This is a genomic window from Micromonospora sp. IBSANI012, from assembly GCF_052814045.1.
The window spans coordinates 6,544,665-6,562,411 of the sequence record NZ_CP199933.1; the positions used below are offsets into that span (position 1 = coordinate 6,544,665).

19 protein-coding genes are annotated in these 17,747 nt (G+C 72.6%); 17 read left to right on the forward strand and 2 right to left on the reverse strand.

Annotation, left to right across the window (positions count from 1 at the left end):
- Window positions 1-38: 38 nt before the first annotated feature.
- Window positions 39-293 (reverse strand): hypothetical protein, encoded by a 255-nt coding sequence (locus tag ACTWM8_RS30305; RefSeq protein WP_446211911.1) that lies wholly within the window; start codon window positions 291-293, stop codon window positions 39-41.
- A 454-nt stretch (window positions 294-747) separates the two neighbouring features.
- Here ACTWM8_RS30305 and ACTWM8_RS30310 point away from each other — a divergent pair, with 454 nt between their 5' ends.
- The 12 genes from ACTWM8_RS30310 to ACTWM8_RS30365 all read left to right on the forward strand — a co-directional run bounded on the left by ACTWM8_RS30310 (window position 748) and on the right by ACTWM8_RS30365 (window position 12,825).
- Entirely contained in the window at window positions 748-1,380 is a 633-nt protein-coding gene (locus tag ACTWM8_RS30310; protein ID WP_446211912.1) for a flavin reductase family protein, read from the forward strand.
- A gap of 241 nt (window positions 1,381-1,621) precedes the next feature.
- Complete coding sequence (locus tag ACTWM8_RS30315) at window positions 1,622-1,993, forward strand: DUF485 domain-containing protein (protein ID WP_446211913.1); 372 nt, start codon at window positions 1,622-1,624, stop codon at window positions 1,991-1,993.
- On the forward strand, window positions 1,971-3,644 hold the full coding sequence (locus ACTWM8_RS30320) for a solute symporter family protein (protein ID WP_446211914.1): 1,674 nt from the start codon (window positions 1,971-1,973) through the stop codon (window positions 3,642-3,644). Before ACTWM8_RS30315 ends, ACTWM8_RS30320 begins: the two co-directional genes overlap by 23 nt.
- Window positions 3,645-3,741: 97 nt before the next feature.
- Window positions 3,742-4,716, forward strand: a complete 975-nt coding sequence (locus ACTWM8_RS30325; RefSeq protein WP_446211915.1) for an NAD-dependent epimerase/dehydratase family protein — start codon at window positions 3,742-3,744, stop codon at window positions 4,714-4,716.
- 78 nt (window positions 4,717-4,794) lie between these two features.
- Window positions 4,795-6,027 carry an LCP family protein gene (locus ACTWM8_RS30330; protein ID WP_446211916.1) on the forward strand — a complete coding sequence of 411 codons (1,233 nt, stop codon included), beginning with the start codon at window positions 4,795-4,797 and terminating at the stop codon, window positions 6,025-6,027.
- A 293-nt stretch (window positions 6,028-6,320) separates the two neighbouring features.
- Window positions 6,321-7,532, forward strand: a complete 1,212-nt coding sequence (locus ACTWM8_RS30335; protein WP_446211917.1) for an LCP family protein — start codon at window positions 6,321-6,323, stop codon at window positions 7,530-7,532.
- A gap of 210 nt (window positions 7,533-7,742) precedes the next feature.
- Entirely contained in the window at window positions 7,743-8,681 is a 939-nt protein-coding gene (locus ACTWM8_RS30340) for an LCP family protein (protein ID WP_446211918.1), read from the forward strand.
- A 58-nt stretch (window positions 8,682-8,739) separates the two neighbouring features.
- A complete protein-coding gene (locus tag ACTWM8_RS30345) occupies window positions 8,740-9,075 on the forward strand; it encodes a rhodanese-like domain-containing protein (RefSeq protein ID WP_088959745.1) in 336 nt (111 codons plus the stop codon).
- 11 nt (window positions 9,076-9,086) lie between these two features.
- Window positions 9,087-9,878 carry a glycerophosphodiester phosphodiesterase gene (locus ACTWM8_RS30350; protein WP_446211919.1) on the forward strand — a complete coding sequence of 264 codons (792 nt, stop codon included), beginning with the start codon at window positions 9,087-9,089 and terminating at the stop codon, window positions 9,876-9,878.
- Window positions 9,879-9,930: 52 nt separating this feature from the next.
- On the forward strand, window positions 9,931-11,388 hold the full coding sequence (locus tag ACTWM8_RS30355; protein ID WP_446211920.1) for a PAS domain-containing sensor histidine kinase: 1,458 nt from the start codon (window positions 9,931-9,933) through the stop codon (window positions 11,386-11,388).
- Window positions 11,389-11,462: 74 nt separating this feature from the next.
- Window positions 11,463-11,879 (forward strand): ATP-binding protein, encoded by a 417-nt coding sequence (locus tag ACTWM8_RS30360; RefSeq protein WP_446214718.1) that lies wholly within the window; start codon window positions 11,463-11,465, stop codon window positions 11,877-11,879.
- A 61-nt stretch (window positions 11,880-11,940) separates the two neighbouring features.
- Window positions 11,941-12,825: a DUF5926 family protein gene (locus ACTWM8_RS30365; RefSeq protein WP_446211921.1), complete on the forward strand. Its 885-nt coding sequence runs from the start codon at window positions 11,941-11,943 to the stop codon at window positions 12,823-12,825.
- A gap of 52 nt (window positions 12,826-12,877) precedes the next feature.
- Here ACTWM8_RS30365 and ACTWM8_RS30370 read toward each other — a convergent pair whose 3' ends face one another.
- Window positions 12,878-14,089 (reverse strand): arginine deiminase, encoded by a 1,212-nt coding sequence (locus ACTWM8_RS30370; protein WP_446211922.1) that lies wholly within the window; start codon window positions 14,087-14,089, stop codon window positions 12,878-12,880.
- A gap of 163 nt (window positions 14,090-14,252) precedes the next feature.
- On the opposite strand from ACTWM8_RS30370, the gene ACTWM8_RS30375 reads away from it, so the two are divergent.
- The 5 genes from ACTWM8_RS30375 (at window position 14,253) to pheA (ending at window position 17,709) form a co-directional block, all read left to right on the forward strand.
- On the forward strand, window positions 14,253-14,990 hold the full coding sequence (locus ACTWM8_RS30375) for a hypothetical protein (RefSeq protein ID WP_088959739.1): 738 nt from the start codon (window positions 14,253-14,255) through the stop codon (window positions 14,988-14,990).
- Between the two features lie 183 nt (window positions 14,991-15,173).
- On the forward strand, window positions 15,174-15,632 hold the full coding sequence (locus tag ACTWM8_RS30380; protein ID WP_446211923.1) for a hypothetical protein: 459 nt from the start codon (window positions 15,174-15,176) through the stop codon (window positions 15,630-15,632).
- Window positions 15,633-15,708: 76 nt separating this feature from the next.
- On the forward strand, window positions 15,709-16,098 hold the full coding sequence (locus ACTWM8_RS30385; RefSeq protein WP_154941152.1) for an ACT domain-containing protein: 390 nt from the start codon (window positions 15,709-15,711) through the stop codon (window positions 16,096-16,098).
- Between the two features lie 137 nt (window positions 16,099-16,235).
- Window positions 16,236-16,742 (forward strand): hypothetical protein, encoded by a 507-nt coding sequence (locus tag ACTWM8_RS30390; RefSeq protein ID WP_446214719.1) that lies wholly within the window; start codon window positions 16,236-16,238, stop codon window positions 16,740-16,742.
- A 10-nt stretch (window positions 16,743-16,752) separates the two neighbouring features.
- Window positions 16,753-17,709, forward strand: a complete 957-nt coding sequence (pheA, locus tag ACTWM8_RS30395) for a prephenate dehydratase (protein WP_154941149.1) — start codon at window positions 16,753-16,755, stop codon at window positions 17,707-17,709.
- The last annotated feature ends 38 nt before the right edge of the window (window positions 17,710-17,747 follow it).

Genomic DNA, 17,747 nt, shown 5'->3' on the forward strand with positions numbered 1-17,747 from the left:
GACGGACACCGCGACCCGGCGCCTGGATCGAGCGTGGGTCAGACCCGGCGCATGAAGGCGTAGAGGAAGTGGCTGCCGGTGACCGAGGCGATGTTGACCAACTCCCAGCCGTAGTTCGACAGGTGCTCGACGGCCTCCATGAGCTGGGTGACGCTGTTGCCCATGAACCCGGGCCGGGCCGAGACGGCCAGGTGCCGGAACGGGTAGGCGCGGAGGTCGACCTCGCCCCGGAGGATCGAGTCGGCACCGACGGACCGGGACTGGGCGAGCTGCGGCGGCGTCACGAAGGCCATGCCCGGCACGATAGGCCGTCCGGGCGAGGGTGCTGCTCCGGCGAGATGGCGCGCTGCCTGACGCCTTGCGGCAGGTCGGGGTGTCCAGCCCCCGGGGATACCCCGACATGCTGCAGAGCGGCGCGGATCGTGCGGGCAGAGCCGGACCTCAGTCGGTCGGCGGGGCGGGGGGGCCCTGCCGCGACCGGGCCGCGCAGGCTGGCTGACCCCGGCGCAGACCTGTCGGGCGAACGGGGGGCGATGGTGACCACCGCCCGGGCGTGTCGCGGCGGGAAGGCGGACATGACCCTGAGCCTGATGCCTCTCAGTCATAAATATGCCTCTGAGTCATATCGCTCGTTGCGGCACGCGTCTCCGGCCGCCGACACGCCGGAACGCAACCGGCGTAGCGCCACCGCGCGGACCGCCACCGCGTCGGCCATCGCCGGCACTGGTCGTGTACCTGGGCGGGCTGATGGCCGAGGCGGCTGACCAACTGGCGCGCCTCCACCCGCAGGCGGCACCGGCCGACCTGCACGAGCGCTTCCTCGACTGGGCGCGGGCCCGGGGCGGCACAATGTTTCACGTGAATCATGAGCCGGGTGCCGAGATCCACCACACCGATCCGTTTGCGGTGCCCGCCGGGCAGCGCTCGCCCGTACGTCGGCTGCGGGGTCGGCTGGCGGCGCCGGTGACCCTCTGGACGGCGCCCGGCCCGGCGGGGCTGACCGTCTCGTCCACCCTGGTCGCCGAGGGCGAGCCGGACCGGCTGCTCGGGCTGATCGACGCGGAGTCCGACCTGTGGGCGGCGGTGGAGGAGACCGGGCGGTTCGCGGTGGCGCCGTTGGGTCCGCCGCACCGGCAGCTCGCCGACCGGTTCGCCGGGCTCTTTCCCTCCCCGGGCGGGCTCTTCGCCACCGGATCGTGGCTCGACACCCCCTACGGCCCGGTCCCCAGCGACGCCGGCGGGTGGGCCGGCTGCCGGCTCGACAACGCCCGGGAGTACGGCTGGGGCCTGCTGGTCGAGGCCATCATTGAGGCGGTCGACCTGACCGAGGAGACCATGCCGCTGCTGCACTACCGGGGCCGGTACCACGAGCTGACCTGACGGCCCGACGACAGCTCGTGGCGGCCCGGCGACAGCTCGTGGCGGCCCGGCGACAGCTCGTGGGGGCCCGGCGAGCGCCCGCCCGACCTACCGCTCGTCGGAGTGACCTAGGTCACTCGGCGCAGCCCGCAGACCGTTCGGCGCAGCCGCCGACCGGCCCCGATCTCAGCCTTCCCTGGATGGGAGCGCGCTCTCTACGGTGCGCGAAACTCCCCAGGCCTGTGAAGGTGGTGATCCACAGATGTCCACGGACACACCCGCGTCCGCGCCCGCCGAGTCGGCGGCGGAGCGGTATCTCGCCGTACAACGGTCGGACGAGTTCGCCGGGTTGCGTCGCGCGTTGCGCGGCTTCGTCTTCCCGATGACCGTCGCATTCTTCCTGTGGTACGCGCTGTACGTCATCCTCTCCGCCTACGCGCGGGGCTTCATGGGCACGAAGCTCTTCGGCAGCCACATCAACGTCGCGCTCGTCTTCGGCCTGCTCCAGTTCGTCTCCACGTTCCTGATCGCCTGGCTGTACTCCCGGTACGCCGACCGCAAGCTCGATCCGGTCGCCGACCGGATCCGCGCCGAGATCGGGGAGGTGAACCATGAACACGGTCCTCGCGGCTGAGGCGGGCGGCAGCACCGCCCGGAACCTCACCATCACGCTCTTCCTGGTCTTCGTCGCGATCACGCTGGCCATCACCGTCTGGGCCAGCCGGCAGACCAAGACCGCCACCGACTTCTACGCCGGCGGCCGCTCCTTCTCCGGCTTCCAGAACGGCATGGCGATCGGCGGCGACTACATGTCGGCCGCGTCCTTCCTCGGCATCGCCGGCATCATCGCCCTCTACGGCTACGACGGCTTCCTCTACTCCATCGGCTTCCTGGTCGCCTGGCTGGTGGCGCTGCTGCTCGTCGCCGAACTGCTGCGCAACTCGGGCCGGTACACGATGGCCGACGTGCTGGCCTTCCGGATGCGGCAGCGCCCGGTGCGGACCGCCGCGGCGGTCTCCACCATCACCGTGTCGATCTTCTACCTGCTGGCCCAGATGGTGGGCGCGGGCGCGCTGGTCGCGCTGCTGCTCGGCATCAAGCCGGGCACCACCTTCCTCGGCATGGACGCCGACACCGCGAAGGTCGCCACCATCATCATGGTCGGTGCCCTGATGATCATCTACGTCACCGTGGGCGGCATGAAGGGCACCACGTACGTCCAGATCGTCAAGGCGTTCCTGTTGATGACCGGCGCGATCGTGATGACCCTGCTGGTGCTGGCGCATTACAAGTTCAACCTCTCCACGCTGCTCGGCGACGCGGCGGCGGCATCGGGCAAGGGAGAGAACTTCCTCAGGCCGGGCCAGCGGTACGGCGTGGAGGTGGCCGGCAATGCGACCCAGACCTTCTACAACAAGATGGATCTGCTCTCGCTCGGCATCGCCCTGGTGCTCGGCACGGCCGGCCTGCCACACATTCTGATCCGCTTCTACACCGTTCCGACGGCGAAGACGGCCCGCAAGAGCGTGCTCTGGGCGATCGGCATCATCGGTACGTTCTACCTGCTCACCCTGGCGCTCGGCTTCGGCGCTGCGGCGATGGTGGGCGGCACGGCCATCACGGCGCAGGACAAGGCGGGGAACACCGCGGCGCCACAACTGGCCGAGGCGCTGGGCATCAAGTTCCTCGGCGGCGACCTGGGCGGGGCGACCCTGCTGGCGATCATCGCGGCGGTCGCCTTCGCCACCATCCTGGCGGTGGTCGCGGGACTGACCCTGGCGTCGTCGTCGAGCCTGGCGCACGACTTCTACGCCAACGTGGTCAAGAACGGGCAGGCCTCGGAACGGCAGGAGGTGAACGTCGCCCGGATCTCCGCGCTCGTCATCGGCGCGATCTCGATCGTCCTGTCGATCTTCGCGCAGAGCCTGAACGTGGCCTTCCTGGTGGCGCTCGCCTTCGCGGTCGCGGCCTCCGGCAACCTGCCGGCGATCCTCTACAGCCTGTTCTGGAAGCGGTTCAACACCTCGGGCGCGGTCTGGGCCATCTACGGTGGCCTGATCTCCGCCGTGTTCCTGGTGTTCTTCTCGCCGGTGGTCTCCGGAGCGCCGACCTCGATGTTCCCCGAGCAGAACTGGCAGTGGTTCCCGCTGTCCAACCCGGGCATCATCTCGATTCCCTTCGGTTTCCTCTGTGGCTGGATCGGCACGGTGATCTCCAAGGAACACGACGAGGAGAAGTACGCGGAACTGGAGGTGCGGGCGCTGACCGGCGCGGGAGCGCACTGACGTCCACCACCGGAGGGGCCCCGGCGCGGCACGCGCGCCGGGGCCCCTTGCCGCATGCCGCGCCGCATCCGGGGGCACCCTTAGTAGGCTGGCCGGCATGAAGGTAGCCCCGCGTTTCGGCAGCGGTCATCGCGTCCTGGTCACCGGCGGCGCCGGTTTCGTGCCGTCCCACCTGGTCGACGCCCTCGTCGGGCGCGGGTGCGAGGTCGTCGCGCTGGACAACTTCGTCACCGGCTCGAAGGACAACGTCGCGCACCTGCTGGACAACCCGTCCTTCGCCCTGGTCGAGGCGGACATCTCCGACGGGCTGCCGGCCCACCCGGCGCTGGCCGAGCCGTTCGACGCCGTCCTGCACATGGCCTCCCCGGCCAGCCCGACCGACTTCGAGAAGCTGCCGGTGGAGATCCTCCGGGTCGGCTCGGCGGGCACCCTGCACCTGCTGGAGCGCGCGCTCGCCGACGGCGCCCGATTCCTGATGGCCTCCACCTCGGAGGCGTACGGGGACCCGAAGGAGCACCCGCAGCGCGAGACGTACTGGGGCAACGTCAACCCGATCGGGGTGCGCGCCGTCTACGACGAGGCGAAGCGCTTCTCCGAGGCGGCCACCATGGCGTACCACCGGAGCAAGGGGCTGGACGCGGCGATCGTCCGGATCTTCAACACGTACGGCCCGCGGATGCGCCCCGACGACGGCCGGGCCATCCCCACCTTCATCTCCCAGGCGCTGCGCGGCGAGCCGATCACCGTGCACGGCACCGGCAACCAGACCCGCTCGATCTGCTACGTCGACGACCTGGTGCGCGGCATCCTGCTGCTGCTCGACTCGACCGAGACCGGGCCGATCAACTGCGGCACCGAGCACGAGATGAGCATGCGGCAACTCGCCGAGACGATCGTGTCACTCTGCGGAAGCAGTTCCGAGGTGACGTACATCACCCGCAGCGCGGACGATCCGGAGATGCGGCGACCTGATCTCACCCTCGCCCGGGAGCTGCTGGGATACGAGCCCACCGTGGCGCCCGAAGACGGTCTGCGACGCACGATCGACCACTTCCGGGCGCGGCTAGGGTAGCTCCCCGCCCGGCACGCGGGGCGCGACGCGGCGTTCGCCTTCGGGCAACGCTCGACCGGCATACGTACGCTGAATCGCATGTCCGCCACATCGTCAGCCGGCGTCCCGCTTCCGTACCTGCACCGGAGCACCGGACGCGCCGCGGTTCCCGGTCCCGACCGGGCCGCCGGGCGCGCCCGGCCGTCCGAGACGCAGTGGTACCCGTCGTACGACGAGGAGCGCCCCCGCTCCGGCGGGCCCGGCGGCCCGGGCGGACCCGGCACACCGCCGGGGCCGGGCGGTCCGGGTGGCCCCGGCCGGCGTGGCCCCCGCCCGCGCTGGGGTCGGATCGGCCTGCTGGCCGGCGTGGCGGTGCTGGTGCTGGCGCTGCTCGGTGGCCTGGGGGCGTGGGTCTACACCGACAACCTCGACAAGGACCTGGCCCGCACCGACCCGTTCTCGGAGATCACCGGCGGGCGGCCGGCCAAGGCGGTGGACGGCGCGCTGAACATCCTGCTGGTGGGCTCGGACTCGCGCGACCCGGACGCGCCGGTGGACAAGCAGAGCCAGTGGCGGGCCGACACGATCATCGTCATGCACATCCCCGCCGACCACAAGTCTGCCTACCTGGTCTCCATCCCGCGTGACCTGTACGTGCCGATCCCGGAGAGCGCCGGCGCGGAGTGCGACTCCGGGCGGCGCGCGAAGATCAACGCGGCGTTCGCCTTCGGCGGCCTTCCGCTGGCGGTCCGCACGGTGGAGTGCTTCAGCGACGTCCGGATCGACCACGTGATGGCGATCGACTTCGGTGGCTTCAAGGAGGTCACCGACGCGCTCGGCGGGGTGGACCTCAAGGTGGAGCGGAGCATCACCTCGATCCACAAGCCGTACCGGAAGTTCACCAAGGGCACCATGCACATGGACGGCGCCACGGCGCTGGACTGGATCCGGCAGCGCAAGCAGTTCCCGGAGGGCGACTTCGCCCGGATGCGCCACCAGCAGGAGTTCCTGCGCGCTCTGATGGACAAGGCGGCGAGCACGGGCACGCTGGCCAATCCGAAGAAGCTGAACGCCTTCCTCCAGTCGGTCACCGACGCGGTGACCGTCGACAACGGCTTCTCGCTGGTCGACATGGGCGTGCAGTTCCGCAGCCTGCGCGGCGAGAACCTGACCTTCATCACCAGCCCGAACACAGGCAGCGACACGATCAACGGCGAGTCGGTGGTGGTCTCCGACCGGGCGAAGGCGCTGGCGATGTACAAGGCGATGTCGGCGGACACGATGGCGGCCTGGGTGGCGGCCAACCAGAACCCGGACACCAAGGGCAACTGACCCGGTTCCTCCCCGGGCGGCCGGACCTCCCGGCCGTCCCGGGCGGACCAACGAGGGCCGGTGGCGGCGGCCGATATTGCCGGCACATTTCGACGGACGTCATCAGAGGTGCGTTCATGTCTGGTTCCATCATCGGCCGCCAACCACCGAGTAGACGTATCGCCTCATCCGTTCGGTTGAATTGCCGTCGCAAGTGTCGGGATATCCAGGAATTGAGCGTCTGACGATCTCGCCTTGACGGGAAGCGGTACGTAGAGTGGTCCCGCCCCCCGACCAAGCGAGCTGGAGCACGCATGCCGGTTCAGACCAGCCCCCGCCCGACGTCGCTGGATTCCGACCCCTACGCACGGGCGTCGACAACGATCCCGTCCCAGGGCGGTCGAAACGGGCTGCGCACCGGCGGCGCCAGGAAGCGCACCAAGCGCAAGGACCCGCTCTGGGCCCGCCTGACGTTGATCTTCGGCGCCGTGCTGATGATGACCAGCGGCGTCGCCATCGTCGGCAGCAAGGCGCTGATCAGCCAGGCGACCGGCAACATCGCCCAGAAGAACCTGCTGGGCGGGGCGGGCAAGACCGACGCCGAGGGCGGCGCCGACCTGGACGGCCCGATCGACATGCTGCTGCTGGGCGTGGACGCCCGCGAGCGCTGGGCCGCCGACGACGTCCGGGCGGACAGCATCATCGTGCTGCACATCCCCGCCAGCCACGACCAGGCGTACCTGATCTCGATCCCCCGGGACACCGAGGCGCAGATCCCGGCGTTCAAGAAGAGCGGCTACCAGGGCGGCACCGACAAGATCAACGCGGCGTTCCAGGCCGGCGCGCGCAACGGCGGCGGCTGGGAGGGCGGCGCCCAGCTGATGGCCCAGACCATCAAGAACATGACCGGGGTCAGCTTCGACGGCGCCGCGATCATCAACTTCGGCGGCTTCAAGAACGTCATCGACACCCTCGGCACCGTGCGGATCTGCGTCAGCCACGAGGTGAAGTCGCACCACATGATGATGGTCGACGGCAAGCAGATGTGGAACGCGGACGCCAAGAAGACCGGTCGCCCGATGACCCCGGTGGTCTACAAGAAGGGCTGCCGCGAGATGTCCGGGCTTCAGGCACTGGACTACTCCCGGCAGCGCTACGGCCTGCCGAACAGCGACTACGACCGCCAGCAGAACCAGCAGCAGCTGATCAAGGCGATGGCCCGCAAGGCCACCGACAAGGGCATGCTGACCAACCCGGTGAAGATCAACCAGCTGATCCGGGCGGCGGGCAAGGCCTTCATCCTGGACACCGGCGGCGTGCCGGTGGCCGACTTCGTCTTCACCCTGCGCGGGGTCACCGCCAACGAGCTGACCATGCTGCGCACCAACGGCGGCACGTTCAACGGCAACGCCAACAACCGTGAGGCGCTCAGCGCGCAGACCCTGGAGATGTTCCAGGCGGTCAAGAACGACAAGCTGGGCGAATTCGTGTACGCCAACCCGGCCGTGCTCTCCAACCGCAAGTGACCCGGTGACCGGCCGGTAGCCACGCCGAAACCGGCCGGAGGGCGGTGACCGGCCCGTAGCCTGATGTGAGCAGTTCTCACGTCACGGCCACGGGGAGGCGTCACGGCCAGGTCAGCGCGGTCCGACCGGGGGCGGGGCACACCGCCACCCGACCGCCCGGCCTCCCGCTGGCCCCGGGTCCTGCTGACGGTCGGTCTCGCCCTGGTGCTGGTGGCCGTCGTCGCCGTCGTCGGCATGAAGGCGCTCACCGCGCGGTACGAGCGCACCATCACCCGGGAGCAACTGCTCGCCCCGGACGCCCGGCAACCCCGCACCGACCTCTCCGAAGGGCTGAACTACCTGCTCGTCGGCACCGACCGGCGGGGCGCCAGCGACGGGCCGGACCAGCGCTCGGACACCATCCTCATCGTGCACCTACCGCCCGGCATGCGGCAGGGCTACCTGATCTCCGTCCCGCGCGACCTGCTGGTGGCCATTCCCCCCGGCGGCACCAACGGCTACCGCGGTGGCCAGGACAAGATCAACGCTGCGTACGAGCACGGCGGGTCCGGCCAGGGCGGGGCCCAACTGCTCTCCTCCACCCTGACCCGGCTCACCGGGATCCGCTTCGACGGGGCCGCGCTGGTCGACTTCGCCGGCTTCAAGCAGGTCATCAACCTGCTCGGCGGGATCCGGATGTGCGTGGACACCGAGGTCCGGTCGATCCACACCGGGACCGTGTTCTCCGCCGGCTGCCAGCAGATGGACGGCGCCCGGGCGCTGGACTACGTCCGGCAGCGTTACGACCTGCCCGGTGGCGACTACGACCGGCAGCGGCACCAGCAGCAGATGCTGCAGGCGGTACTGGACCGGGCCGGGGAGACGAACCTGCGCGGCGACCCGCTGAAGCTGGACCGGGTGCTGCGGGCGGTCGGCGGCTCGCTGACCCTGGACACCAACGGCGTCGGGGTCGAGGACCTGATGGTGGCTTTGGGGTCGCTGCCGTCGGACGCGCTGAGCGGGGTGCAGGTGCCGTCGTACCCGGAGACCATCGACGGGATCTCCTACGTGGTGCTCGACAACGGCGGCAACGGCCTCTTCGACGCCGTACGCGGCGAGCGGGTGCCGGGCTGGGCGGCGGCCAACCCGCGCTGGGTCACCCGGTTGTGAGCCGGCGTACCGGCCCGGCCCGTGCCGATGTCGCCGGTGAGGATCTAGGCTGCTACCCGTGTTCGGATCCCAGGTACCCAGCGTTCCCGTGACCGAGATCGACGACGAGACCTACCTGCTGGACGTCCGCGAGGACGACGAGTGGGTGGCGGGCCACGCCCCCGGCGCCCACCACCTGCCGATGATGGAGCTGCCGGCCCGGCTGGCCGAGGTGCCCACCGACCGGGACGTCGCGGTGATCTGCCGTTCCGGCGGGCGCTCCGCCCAGGTCGTCGGCTACCTGCTCAACAACGGTTGGGAGCAGGTGCGCAACGCCGACGGCGGGATGCGTCAGTGGGAGGCCGTCGGCCGGCCGGTGGTCGGCGGGGACGGGCAGCCCGGCCGGGTCATCTGAGAGCCGGCGCCATGGGCGATCCGCTGGTCTTCGCGCACCGCGGCGCGTCGGCCGACCTGCCCGAGCACACCCTCGCGGCGTACCTGCGGGCCCTGGACGAGGGCGCCGACGGGCTGGAGTGCGACGTCCGGCTCACCCGGGACGGGCACCTGGTCTGCGTGCACGACCGCCGGCTGGACCGCACCAGCAACGGACGCGGGCTGGTCAGCGCCCGTACCCTCGCCGAGCTGGAGATGCTCGACTTCGGCTCCTGGCATCCGGGCTGCGTGCCGGCCGACGGCGACGAGGTGCTGGACGAGTCGCACACCCGGCTGCTCACGCTGGAACGGCTGCTGGAGGCCGTACTGGCCGCCGGCCGGCCGGTCCGGCTGCTGGTGGAGACGAAGCACCCGTCCCGCTACGGCGGCGACGTCGAGCGCCGGCTGGTCGCGCTGCTGCGTCGGTACGGACTCGCCGAACCCGGCCCGGACGACCCGGTACGGGTCACCGTGATGTCCTTCTCCCCACTGGCCGTACGCCGGGTCCGGGAGCTGGCCCCGGCGCTGCCCACGGTGCTGCTGCTGGAGGTGCTGCCGCGCTGGCTGCGACTCGGCCGGCTGCCGTTCGGCGCCGGGATCGCCGGGCCCGGCATCGGCCTGGTCCGGGCCCGCCCGCAGCTGGTGCCCGCCCTGCGGGCCGCCGGCCACCAGGTGTACGTCTGGACCGTCAACGAGCCGGACGACCTGGAGCTGGTGCTGGACGCCGGGGTGGACGGGGTGATCACCGACCGACCGGCGCGGACACTGGCCCGGCTGGGCCGGTGAGGCCCACCGGACGGGGCTGCCCGAACTCCGCCCGAGGGGGCACACTCGGGACATGCCGGAGCGTACCGATCTCGCCGCCCTGGTCACCGGCCACAGCGCGGTGATCGAGATGATCAATTCCGGAGACGCGGGCCTGCCCGTCCTCACCCAGCTGCTCCGGGTGGCCCGCTCGGCGGTGGGCGCGGCCAGCGTGGCCTTCGTCGAGTTCGCCCCGAACGGCGGCCGGGTCATCGCGGCCAGCGGCAACGCCAAGTGGATGATCGGTCGCCCGCTGCCGGCGTCCGACCCGGTGACCGTCTGCCTGCTCACCGGCCCCCGGGTCCGGCAGGTCCGGGTGGACCACCTCCCCGGGCAGCTCGCCGGGGAACTGGCCGCCCGGGGGCTGCGCCGGATGATCGGGGCCCGCGCCGAGATCGGCGGGCTGACCGTCGGCAGCCTGCACGCCCTCTACGCCGACGGCGAGGACGCCGCGGACCCGGAGGGGCAGGCCGTGCTGAACTACGTGGCCGCCTGCATCGCCCACATGTACGGCGACCAGAGCGGCCTGCCGGTGCACGGGGACGGCCCGGTGGTCGCGGCGCTCGCCGACGGTCTGGCCGTGGTCGACCGGGAGGGGCACGTGCGGCTCTGGAACCCGGCCGCCGCCCAGGTGACCGGCCGCTCCTCCACCGAGGCGCTGAACCGGCCGCTGCCCTTCCCGCTCCCCCCGTCCGGTCAGGTGCTCGACCACCAGATGCCGGACGGACGTTGGCTGCGGATCACCTCCGGGGAGTTGGCCGGGCCCGGCACCCAGCGGGTGGTCACCTTCCGCGACATCACCGACCAGCAGCGCCGCGACTCCGAGCGCGACCTCTTCGTCGCGGTGACCAGCCACGAGCTGCGCACCCCGGTCACCGTGATCAAGGGGTACGCGGACACCCTCACCGACCACTGGGAGTCGCTGACCGACACCGACCGCCGGCAGGCCGCCCGGATCATCGGGCAGCGCGCCAACGAACTGGCCCGGCTGATCGACCGCCTGCTCTCCTCGGCCATCGACGGCCGGCCCGGCAATGAGCCGGCCGTACCGTTCGACCTCGGCGACGCGCTGCGCGCCACCGTGCCGGACCTCCCCGCCGACCTGCGCCACCGGCTCGTCCTCGACCTGCCGGCCGACCTGCCCAAGGCGCTCGGCGACCGGCACAGCATGGCCACCGTCCTGACCGAGCTGGGCACCAACGCCGCCAAGTACTCGCCGCCGGAGTCGCCGATCGAGGTCACCGCCGGCACCGACGGGCAGACCGTGCTGTTCCGGGTCAGCGACCGGGGCATCGGCATCCGGCCCGAGCACGTGGAGCGGGCCTTCGACCGGTTCTGGCAGGGCGAGTCCGGGGACCGGCGGGGCTATCCCGGCGCCGGGCTCGGCCTCTATCTCGTCCGCCGGATCGTTGAACAGCAGAATGGATGGGTATCCCTCCGGCCGAGGAACGGTGGCGGTACCGTCGCAGAGGTGCGGCTGCCCCGGGGATGACCTGCGCGGGGCACCGGGGGACGGGGCGAGAAGGAGCAAGGGTGTCGACGCACGCGGTCGAACGTTCGTGGTGCGTGGTGGTTCCCCACCACGCCACCGGAGCGCGGCTGGCCCGGCACCGGCTCGCCGACGAACTCGCCGAGGTCGTACCCCCGATCCTGCTGGCCGATCTGGTGGCGGTCCTGGCCGAACTGGTGGGCAACGCGGTCCGGCACGCCGACCCGCTGCCCGGCGGGGTGGTCCGGGTGGCCTGGCGGCTGCGGCCCACGCCGGGCGGCCCGACCGTGTCGATCCGGGTGACCGACGGTGGCGCGCCGGCCGGCCCGCGGATGCGGGCGGCCAGCCCGGACGCGGTCGACGGCCGTGGCCTGCACATCGTCGCCGGCCTGGCCAGCCGCTGGGGAGTCGAGCGGGACGGCCTGGGCCAGAGCGTCTGGGCCGAGTTCGACCCGACCGGCTCGGCCCGAGCGGACCTGGTCATCGCCGGTTGAGCCGGCCCCGGGGGCGGGTCCTCCCCACACCGCCCCGGCCCGGCCTCTAGGCTGTCTCGCCGTGAGCAAGCGTCGAAAGAACCAGCGCGCCGTCGAAGCGACCCCCCGCCGGGAGAAGGTCCGCGACATCTTCGTCCCCCGTCCCTTCGAGGGGCTGGCGGACGAGCCGGAGTGGATCGCCCTGCGTGAGCTGGTGCCGGCCGCCTCCGCGCCGCTGCGGCTCACCCCGGAGCTGGTCGAGGAGTACGGCGACCGCCCGGTCACGCTCGCCACCGTGCTGCCGATGGCCGCCCCGGCGATGACCAAGCCGGACGGGCGGGTCTTCATCGGGCTGCAGCGCCACCAGCAGTCCGGTGACGTCTCCCGCGACCTGGCCGAGGCGCTGCTCTGCGCGCTGCGCACCGAGCCGGGCGGCCAGGTGACCGTGCCGCCGCTGCCGGGTCCGGGCCCGCGCCTGCAGGACGTCCTGGTGGACGGCCCGCTGGAGATCACCATGCACGACGGCTTCGACTTCTGGCTGGACCCGGGCGCGGCCGACGACCCGTCGGTGCAGGCGTCGCTGGAGCGGGCGAACGCCGCGATCTACCCGACCGTACGGCTCGCCGCCGCCCGGGCCGCCTACTGGTGCCAGGTGCCGGAGAAGGCGCACGTGCGCTGGGTGCTGCCGGAGGACGAGGACACCGCGCTGGACGCGTTGTCCCGGCTCTCCGCCGCCGGCACCCTGACCCTGGGCGAGGGCACCCGCTTCGCCGGCATGTTCCGCGCGCACGGCCGGCTGGTGCCGGTCTGGGACCTGCCCGAGGACGTCCCGGCCGCCGACTGGGAGGCGCCGGTGAGCGCCTTCGCCGAGCGGTACGCCGAGATGCTGGAGGAGAAGGAGCCGCTGGACGCCGCCGGGCGGCGGGCCCGCCAGGGGCTGCTCGGCCGCCAGCTCACCCTGCGCTGACGCACGCTCGACCGGCCGCTTCCGGGCCCGCATGACCGGCCCGGAAGCGCGGTCAGGGCCGCCGTAGTGGCTCGCGGACCAGCGGGCAGGACATGCAGCGCGGGCCGCCCCGGCCCGAGCCCAGCTCGGAACCGGCGATCGGGATGACCTCGATGCCGGCCCGTTCGAGCTGGGCGTTGGTCTCGGTGTTGCGCTCGTAGCCGACGCAGAGCCGGGGCGCCAGGGCGAGGGTGTTGTTGCCGTCGTCCCACTGCTCGCGTTCGGCGGTGACCGGGTCCAGCCCGGTGTCGATCACCCGGAGCTGGTCGAGGTCCATCGCGTCGGCGGCGGCGCGCAGGAACGGCGCCGGGCCGTCCACCCGCGGCTCGCCGTCGGGCCCGGCGATCACCGTGTACGCGGACAGGCTGCTGGCGATGTTCGGGTACATCAGCACCGCGTCGGCGTCGACCATCGTGCAGACCGTGTCGAGGTGCATGGTGGCGCGTTCCTGGGCGATCGGCACCACCAGGATGGTGTGCGCCAGCCCGGCGGCGAAGACCTGCCGGGCCAGCCGCTCCGCGCCGGCCGGGGTGGTCCGCTCACCCACCCCGACCGCGAGCACACCGGGCGCGAGCAGCAGCACGTCGCCGCCCTCCAGGTGCTCCAGCTCCGGATGGTAGACGGCCTGGGTGCCGACGAAGCGCGGGTGGTGGCGGTAGATCGCGTCGGTCAGGGTGGACTCCCGCCGGCGGGCCGGCATGGCGAGGCTGGTGACCCCGACCCGGTCTCCGATCCACAGTGACGAGTCGCGGGTGAAGAGCAGGTTGGGCAGCGGGTCGATGACGAAGTCGTGCCGGTCCATCAGCGTCCACACCAGCCCGCCGGGGCGTTCCGGGCTGATCCGCACCTCCTCGTGGGCGAGCCCGGCGATGAACACGTCGGCCAGCGCCGCCGGATCGAGGTAGGCGAGGTGATCGGCGACGCGGCGGCGCAGCGTGTCGCCGAGTCGGGGCGAGCGGAGCACCACCTCGGTCAACTCGGCGCGCGCGTCGGGGACGGCCAGGGTCTCGGCGAGCAGGTCGGCGAGGTAGAGCACCTCCACGCCGCGCCCGCGCAACGCCGCCGCGAAGGCGTCGTGCTCCTCCTGCGCCCGTCCCACCCATGGGATAGCGTCGAAGAGCAACGAGTCGTTGTTGCGAGGGGTGAGCCGGGCCAGCTCGGGCCCGGGGCGGTGCAGCAGCACCGTGCCGAGCCGACCGACCTCGCTGTCCACGTAGTGGGTCACCCTCGCAGCGTAGGGCAGGTGCGAAGGGTGTTCGGGGAAAGAAGTGTGGATGAATATGGCATTCATCCGCACTCATTCCGGCGCTCCAACTTGCCCTACCCGGGGGACGGCAACGTAGGGTAGTGAGGACATAACTTCGAGGGACCTTTTGCCGGAGGTCGCGATGACTGTCTTTCCCGCTCGTCGAGCCGTACCCACCCGGGCACTGCCGCCCGTGGCGGTGCCGCACCCCCGGGCCGAGGCGCCGTCGGCGCTGGAGCCGGCCCGCCCGACCCCGTTGGAGTGGGCCCGCCGCCGTCGGGCGGAGCGGGGCGCGCGCCGGCTGGAGGCCGCCGGGGCGCGCGCGCTCGGTCAGCTCGACCACCTGGGGCCCGCCTGGCACGTCATCGAGTGGCCGCGTACGGACGTCGCCGACGTGCTGCTCGACCGCGGCCAGGACGACCGGGCCGGCTTCCTCGCCATCGGCCCGAGCGGGCTCTTCGCGGTGAGCATCGCCGACCACGGGCGCGCCCGGGTGCTGGTCGCCGGGGACGTCGTCCAGATCAACGGCAAGCGGCCGCCGTACGTGGCCGAGGCCCGGCGCGACGCCAAGCGGGCGAGCAAGGCCCTCTCCGACGCGGTCGGCCTGCCGATCCCGGTGACGCCGGTGCTGACCTTCGTCGGCTCCGGCGTCATCAGCGTCTACGGCCTGCCCAAGGACTGCCTCATGGCGACCCATCGGGAGCTGGACCGGCTCCTCGTCGCCGGGGGCAACCGGATCAGCCCGGCCACCGCCGAGAAGCTGTCCCGGGTCGCGCAGCAGCCGCAGACGTGGCTCAACGGCACGTACCGTCCCGCCGCCGACTACCGGTGGTACGACGAGGGCCGAACGGCCGCTGACAAGCCGGCCGCCCGCCGGTAACGTCACCGTCGACGCCACGCGGCCCGGTGTTCACCGAGGTCAGCTACGATCCGCGCCGTCGCCGGCCGCCCGGTCGTTCCGGGCATCCGATCGTCACCGGCGGCCGGTGGCAGCAGCGCGGTACAGCGACCGTCGCGACGACCGGCTAGCGTGGACAGACCGTCGGTGTACATAGGAGGCTCGGTGGCCCACGTCGAACTCTCGCTCTCCAAAGTGTTCGCGCCAGCGTCGCGGACACCGACAGAGCCGGGGGGCGACAACGTCGGGCAGTGGTCGGCCATGGTCTCCCACGCCGAGGAGCCCTGCCTCCTGATCGACGCGGACACCCGGGTCGTGGCGATCTCGTCCGCCGGCTGCGACCTGCTTTGCCTGGGCGCACCGGAGGACGTGGTGGGCCTGCCGCTGCTGGAGGGCGGCCTGCGGCTGCTCGACTTCACCGCCGCCCGGGGCGAGCTGACCGAGCAGGAGACCGACAAGATCCCGCCGCTGCTCGCCCTGCACTCCGGCCGGCTGGCCCGGGGCCTGCTCCGGGTCCAGCCCGCCGGCGAGGACGCGCCCGACGCCACCGTCGACGCCATCTCCACCCCGGTGCTCACCGACGGCTCGGTCGCCGGCTCACTCACCTTCTTCTCCGAGATCTGACCTGCGTCCGAGATGTGGCGGGCGCCGCACGCCGCGATGCTGGGGCGGGCCGGCACCGACGCCGTAAGGTGCCCTCATGCTCGATGTCGCCCTGCTCCCGGGGGAGTACGCCGTGTGCCGGCTCGCCGCCGGCACCTCCCTGCCCCCCGCCCTGTGGGCCGAGCCGGGCGTCGCGGACGTGGTCACGGTGAGCTGGACGGCCGACGGGATCTCGGTCATCTGCCCCGCCGGCCGGGCGCCCGCACAGGCGGACGTGGAGACCGACTGGCGGTGCCTGCGCGTGGTCGGGCCGGTCGGCCTCGCGCTCACCGGCACCCTCGCCGCCCTGGTCGACCCGCTCGCCGAGGCCCGGGTCAGCGTGGTCGCGTTCTCCACCTACGACACCGACCACGTGCTGGTCCCGGCGGTACGCCTCGGCGAGGCGACCGGCGCGCTGGAACGGGCCGGGCACCGGGTGCTGCGCTGACCTTCACCGCGCCGCCGGATCCTCCTACGATGGGCTCGGCCACCCCCGGCCGTCACGACCCGATGCCACCCGAGGCTCGATCCCCCGAGGACCGGTCCGTGCCGCCTGACGCACCGCCCCGCACCCCACCCCGCCGGCTGGTCGGCGCCGGCGTACTGCTCGCCGTCGTGCCGCTCGCCGCCTGCGGCGCCCCGCCGGAACCCGCCCCCGCGCCGGCCACCAGCTCCCGGCCGGCGCTCGTCACCCCTGCGGCGCCGACCGCCGCCCCGCCGGTGACCCCGCCGCTGGGCATCGCGCCGACGTTTCCGCCGACGCCCAGCCCCACGCCCGGCCTGGTCGCCGTCGCCTGCGCCGGCCGGCCCTCCGCCGACCGGGTGGTGGGGCTGCTGCGCGGCCGGGTGCTCCCCCGGGGCGTGTCGGTGCGCGCCACCCAGGGGCCGCTCTGCGCGGCCGACTGGCAGTACACCGTGCTGGCCGTGACCGGGCACGAGGAACTCCAGGTGGTCACCCGTACCGAGTCCACCGCGCTGCGCCTGGTCACCGCCGGGACCGACGTCTGCTCGATCGAGGTGCGGACCGTCGCGCCGCCCGGCATCCGGACGTTGGCCTGCGACGCCGGCACGGGGGCGGTACCCGGTGCGTAGGCTGGGCGACATGCCCGGTACACCACCGACCCGCTACGTCTACCTCGGACCCGAGGGCACCTTCGCCGAGCAGGCGCTGCGCACCGTGCCCGCCGCCGAGCACGGCAGCCGTACGCCGGCACGCAGCGTCGGCGAGGCGCTGGAGAGCGTACGGGCGGGGGACGCCGACGCGGCCCTGGTGCCGCTGGAGAACTCGATCGGCGGCGCGGTCGGGGTGACCCTCGACGAGCTGGCCGAGGGGGACCCGGTGGTGATCACCCGGGAGGTGATCCTGCCGGTCGAGTTCGTGCTCGGCGCCCGCCCCGGCACCACGCTCGGCGCGGTACGCAGCGTGGCGGCCCATCCGCAGGCCTCCACCCAGTGCCGGAACTGGCTGCGGGACCACCTGCCCGACGCGACGGTGGTCGACGTGCTCTCCAACGGCGCGGCGGCGGCCGGCGCGGCCGCCGGTGACTACGACGCGGCGATCTGCGCCCCGATCGGGGCCACCCGGCACCGGCTGGCCGTGCTCGCCGACAAGATCGCCGATCACCCCGACGCGGTGACCCGCTTCGCGCTGGTGTCCCGCCCCGGCCCGCCGCCGCCCCCCACCGGGGACGACGTCACCTCGCTCGCCGTGTACATCGCCCACGACCGGGTGGGCGCCCTGCTGTCGGTGCTGATGGAGCTGGCCGTACGCGGGGTCAACCTGACCCGGATCGAGTCCCGCCCGACGGGCGAGGCGCTGGGCCGGTACGTCTTCTTCCTCGACTGCACCGGGCACGTGGCCGACGTACGGATGGGCGAGGCGTTGCAGGGGCTGCGCCGGGTCTGCGCCGACGTGCGCTTCCTCGGGTCGTACCCCCGGCACCGCTGGGTCGACGGGGCGGCCGAGCGGCCGGTCCCGGCGCCCGCCGGTCTCTCCGACGCCGACTACGCCGACGCGGCGGCCTGGCTGGCCCGGCTGCGCGCCGGCGAGCTGAGCTGACCCGGCGGGGCACCCGGACCGGGCACCCCGCCGACCCG

What these genes read in the sequence shown, in the direction of transcription:
- ACTWM8_RS30320 (WP_446211914.1), top strand. Translation starts at nt 1,971, where the DNA reads ATGAACACGGTCCTCGCGGCTGAGGCGGGCGGCAGCACCGCCCGGAAC.
- ACTWM8_RS30350 (WP_446211919.1), top strand. Translation starts at nt 9,087, where the DNA reads ATGGGCGATCCGCTGGTCTTCGCGCACCGCGGCGCGTCGGCCGACCTG.
- ACTWM8_RS30375 (WP_088959739.1), top strand. Translation starts at nt 14,253, where the DNA reads ATGACTGTCTTTCCCGCTCGTCGAGCCGTACCCACCCGGGCACTGCCG.
- ACTWM8_RS30330 (WP_446211916.1), top strand. Translation starts at nt 4,795, where the DNA reads ATGTCCGCCACATCGTCAGCCGGCGTCCCGCTTCCGTACCTGCACCGG.
- ACTWM8_RS30310 (WP_446211912.1), top strand. Translation starts at nt 748, where the DNA reads ATGGCCGAGGCGGCTGACCAACTGGCGCGCCTCCACCCGCAGGCGGCA.
- ACTWM8_RS30305 (WP_446211911.1), bottom strand. Translation starts at nt 293, where the DNA reads ATGGCCTTCGTGACGCCGCCGCAGCTCGCCCAGTCCCGGTCCGTCGGT.
- ACTWM8_RS30315 (WP_446211913.1), top strand. Translation starts at nt 1,622, where the DNA reads ATGTCCACGGACACACCCGCGTCCGCGCCCGCCGAGTCGGCGGCGGAG.
- ACTWM8_RS30335 (WP_446211917.1), top strand. Translation starts at nt 6,321, where the DNA reads ATGCCGGTTCAGACCAGCCCCCGCCCGACGTCGCTGGATTCCGACCCC.
- ACTWM8_RS30355 (WP_446211920.1), top strand. Translation starts at nt 9,931, where the DNA reads ATGCCGGAGCGTACCGATCTCGCCGCCCTGGTCACCGGCCACAGCGCG.
- ACTWM8_RS30385 (WP_154941152.1), top strand. Translation starts at nt 15,709, where the DNA reads ATGCTCGATGTCGCCCTGCTCCCGGGGGAGTACGCCGTGTGCCGGCTC.
- pheA (WP_154941149.1), top strand. Translation starts at nt 16,753, where the DNA reads ATGCCCGGTACACCACCGACCCGCTACGTCTACCTCGGACCCGAGGGC.
- ACTWM8_RS30325 (WP_446211915.1), top strand. Translation starts at nt 3,742, where the DNA reads ATGAAGGTAGCCCCGCGTTTCGGCAGCGGTCATCGCGTCCTGGTCACC.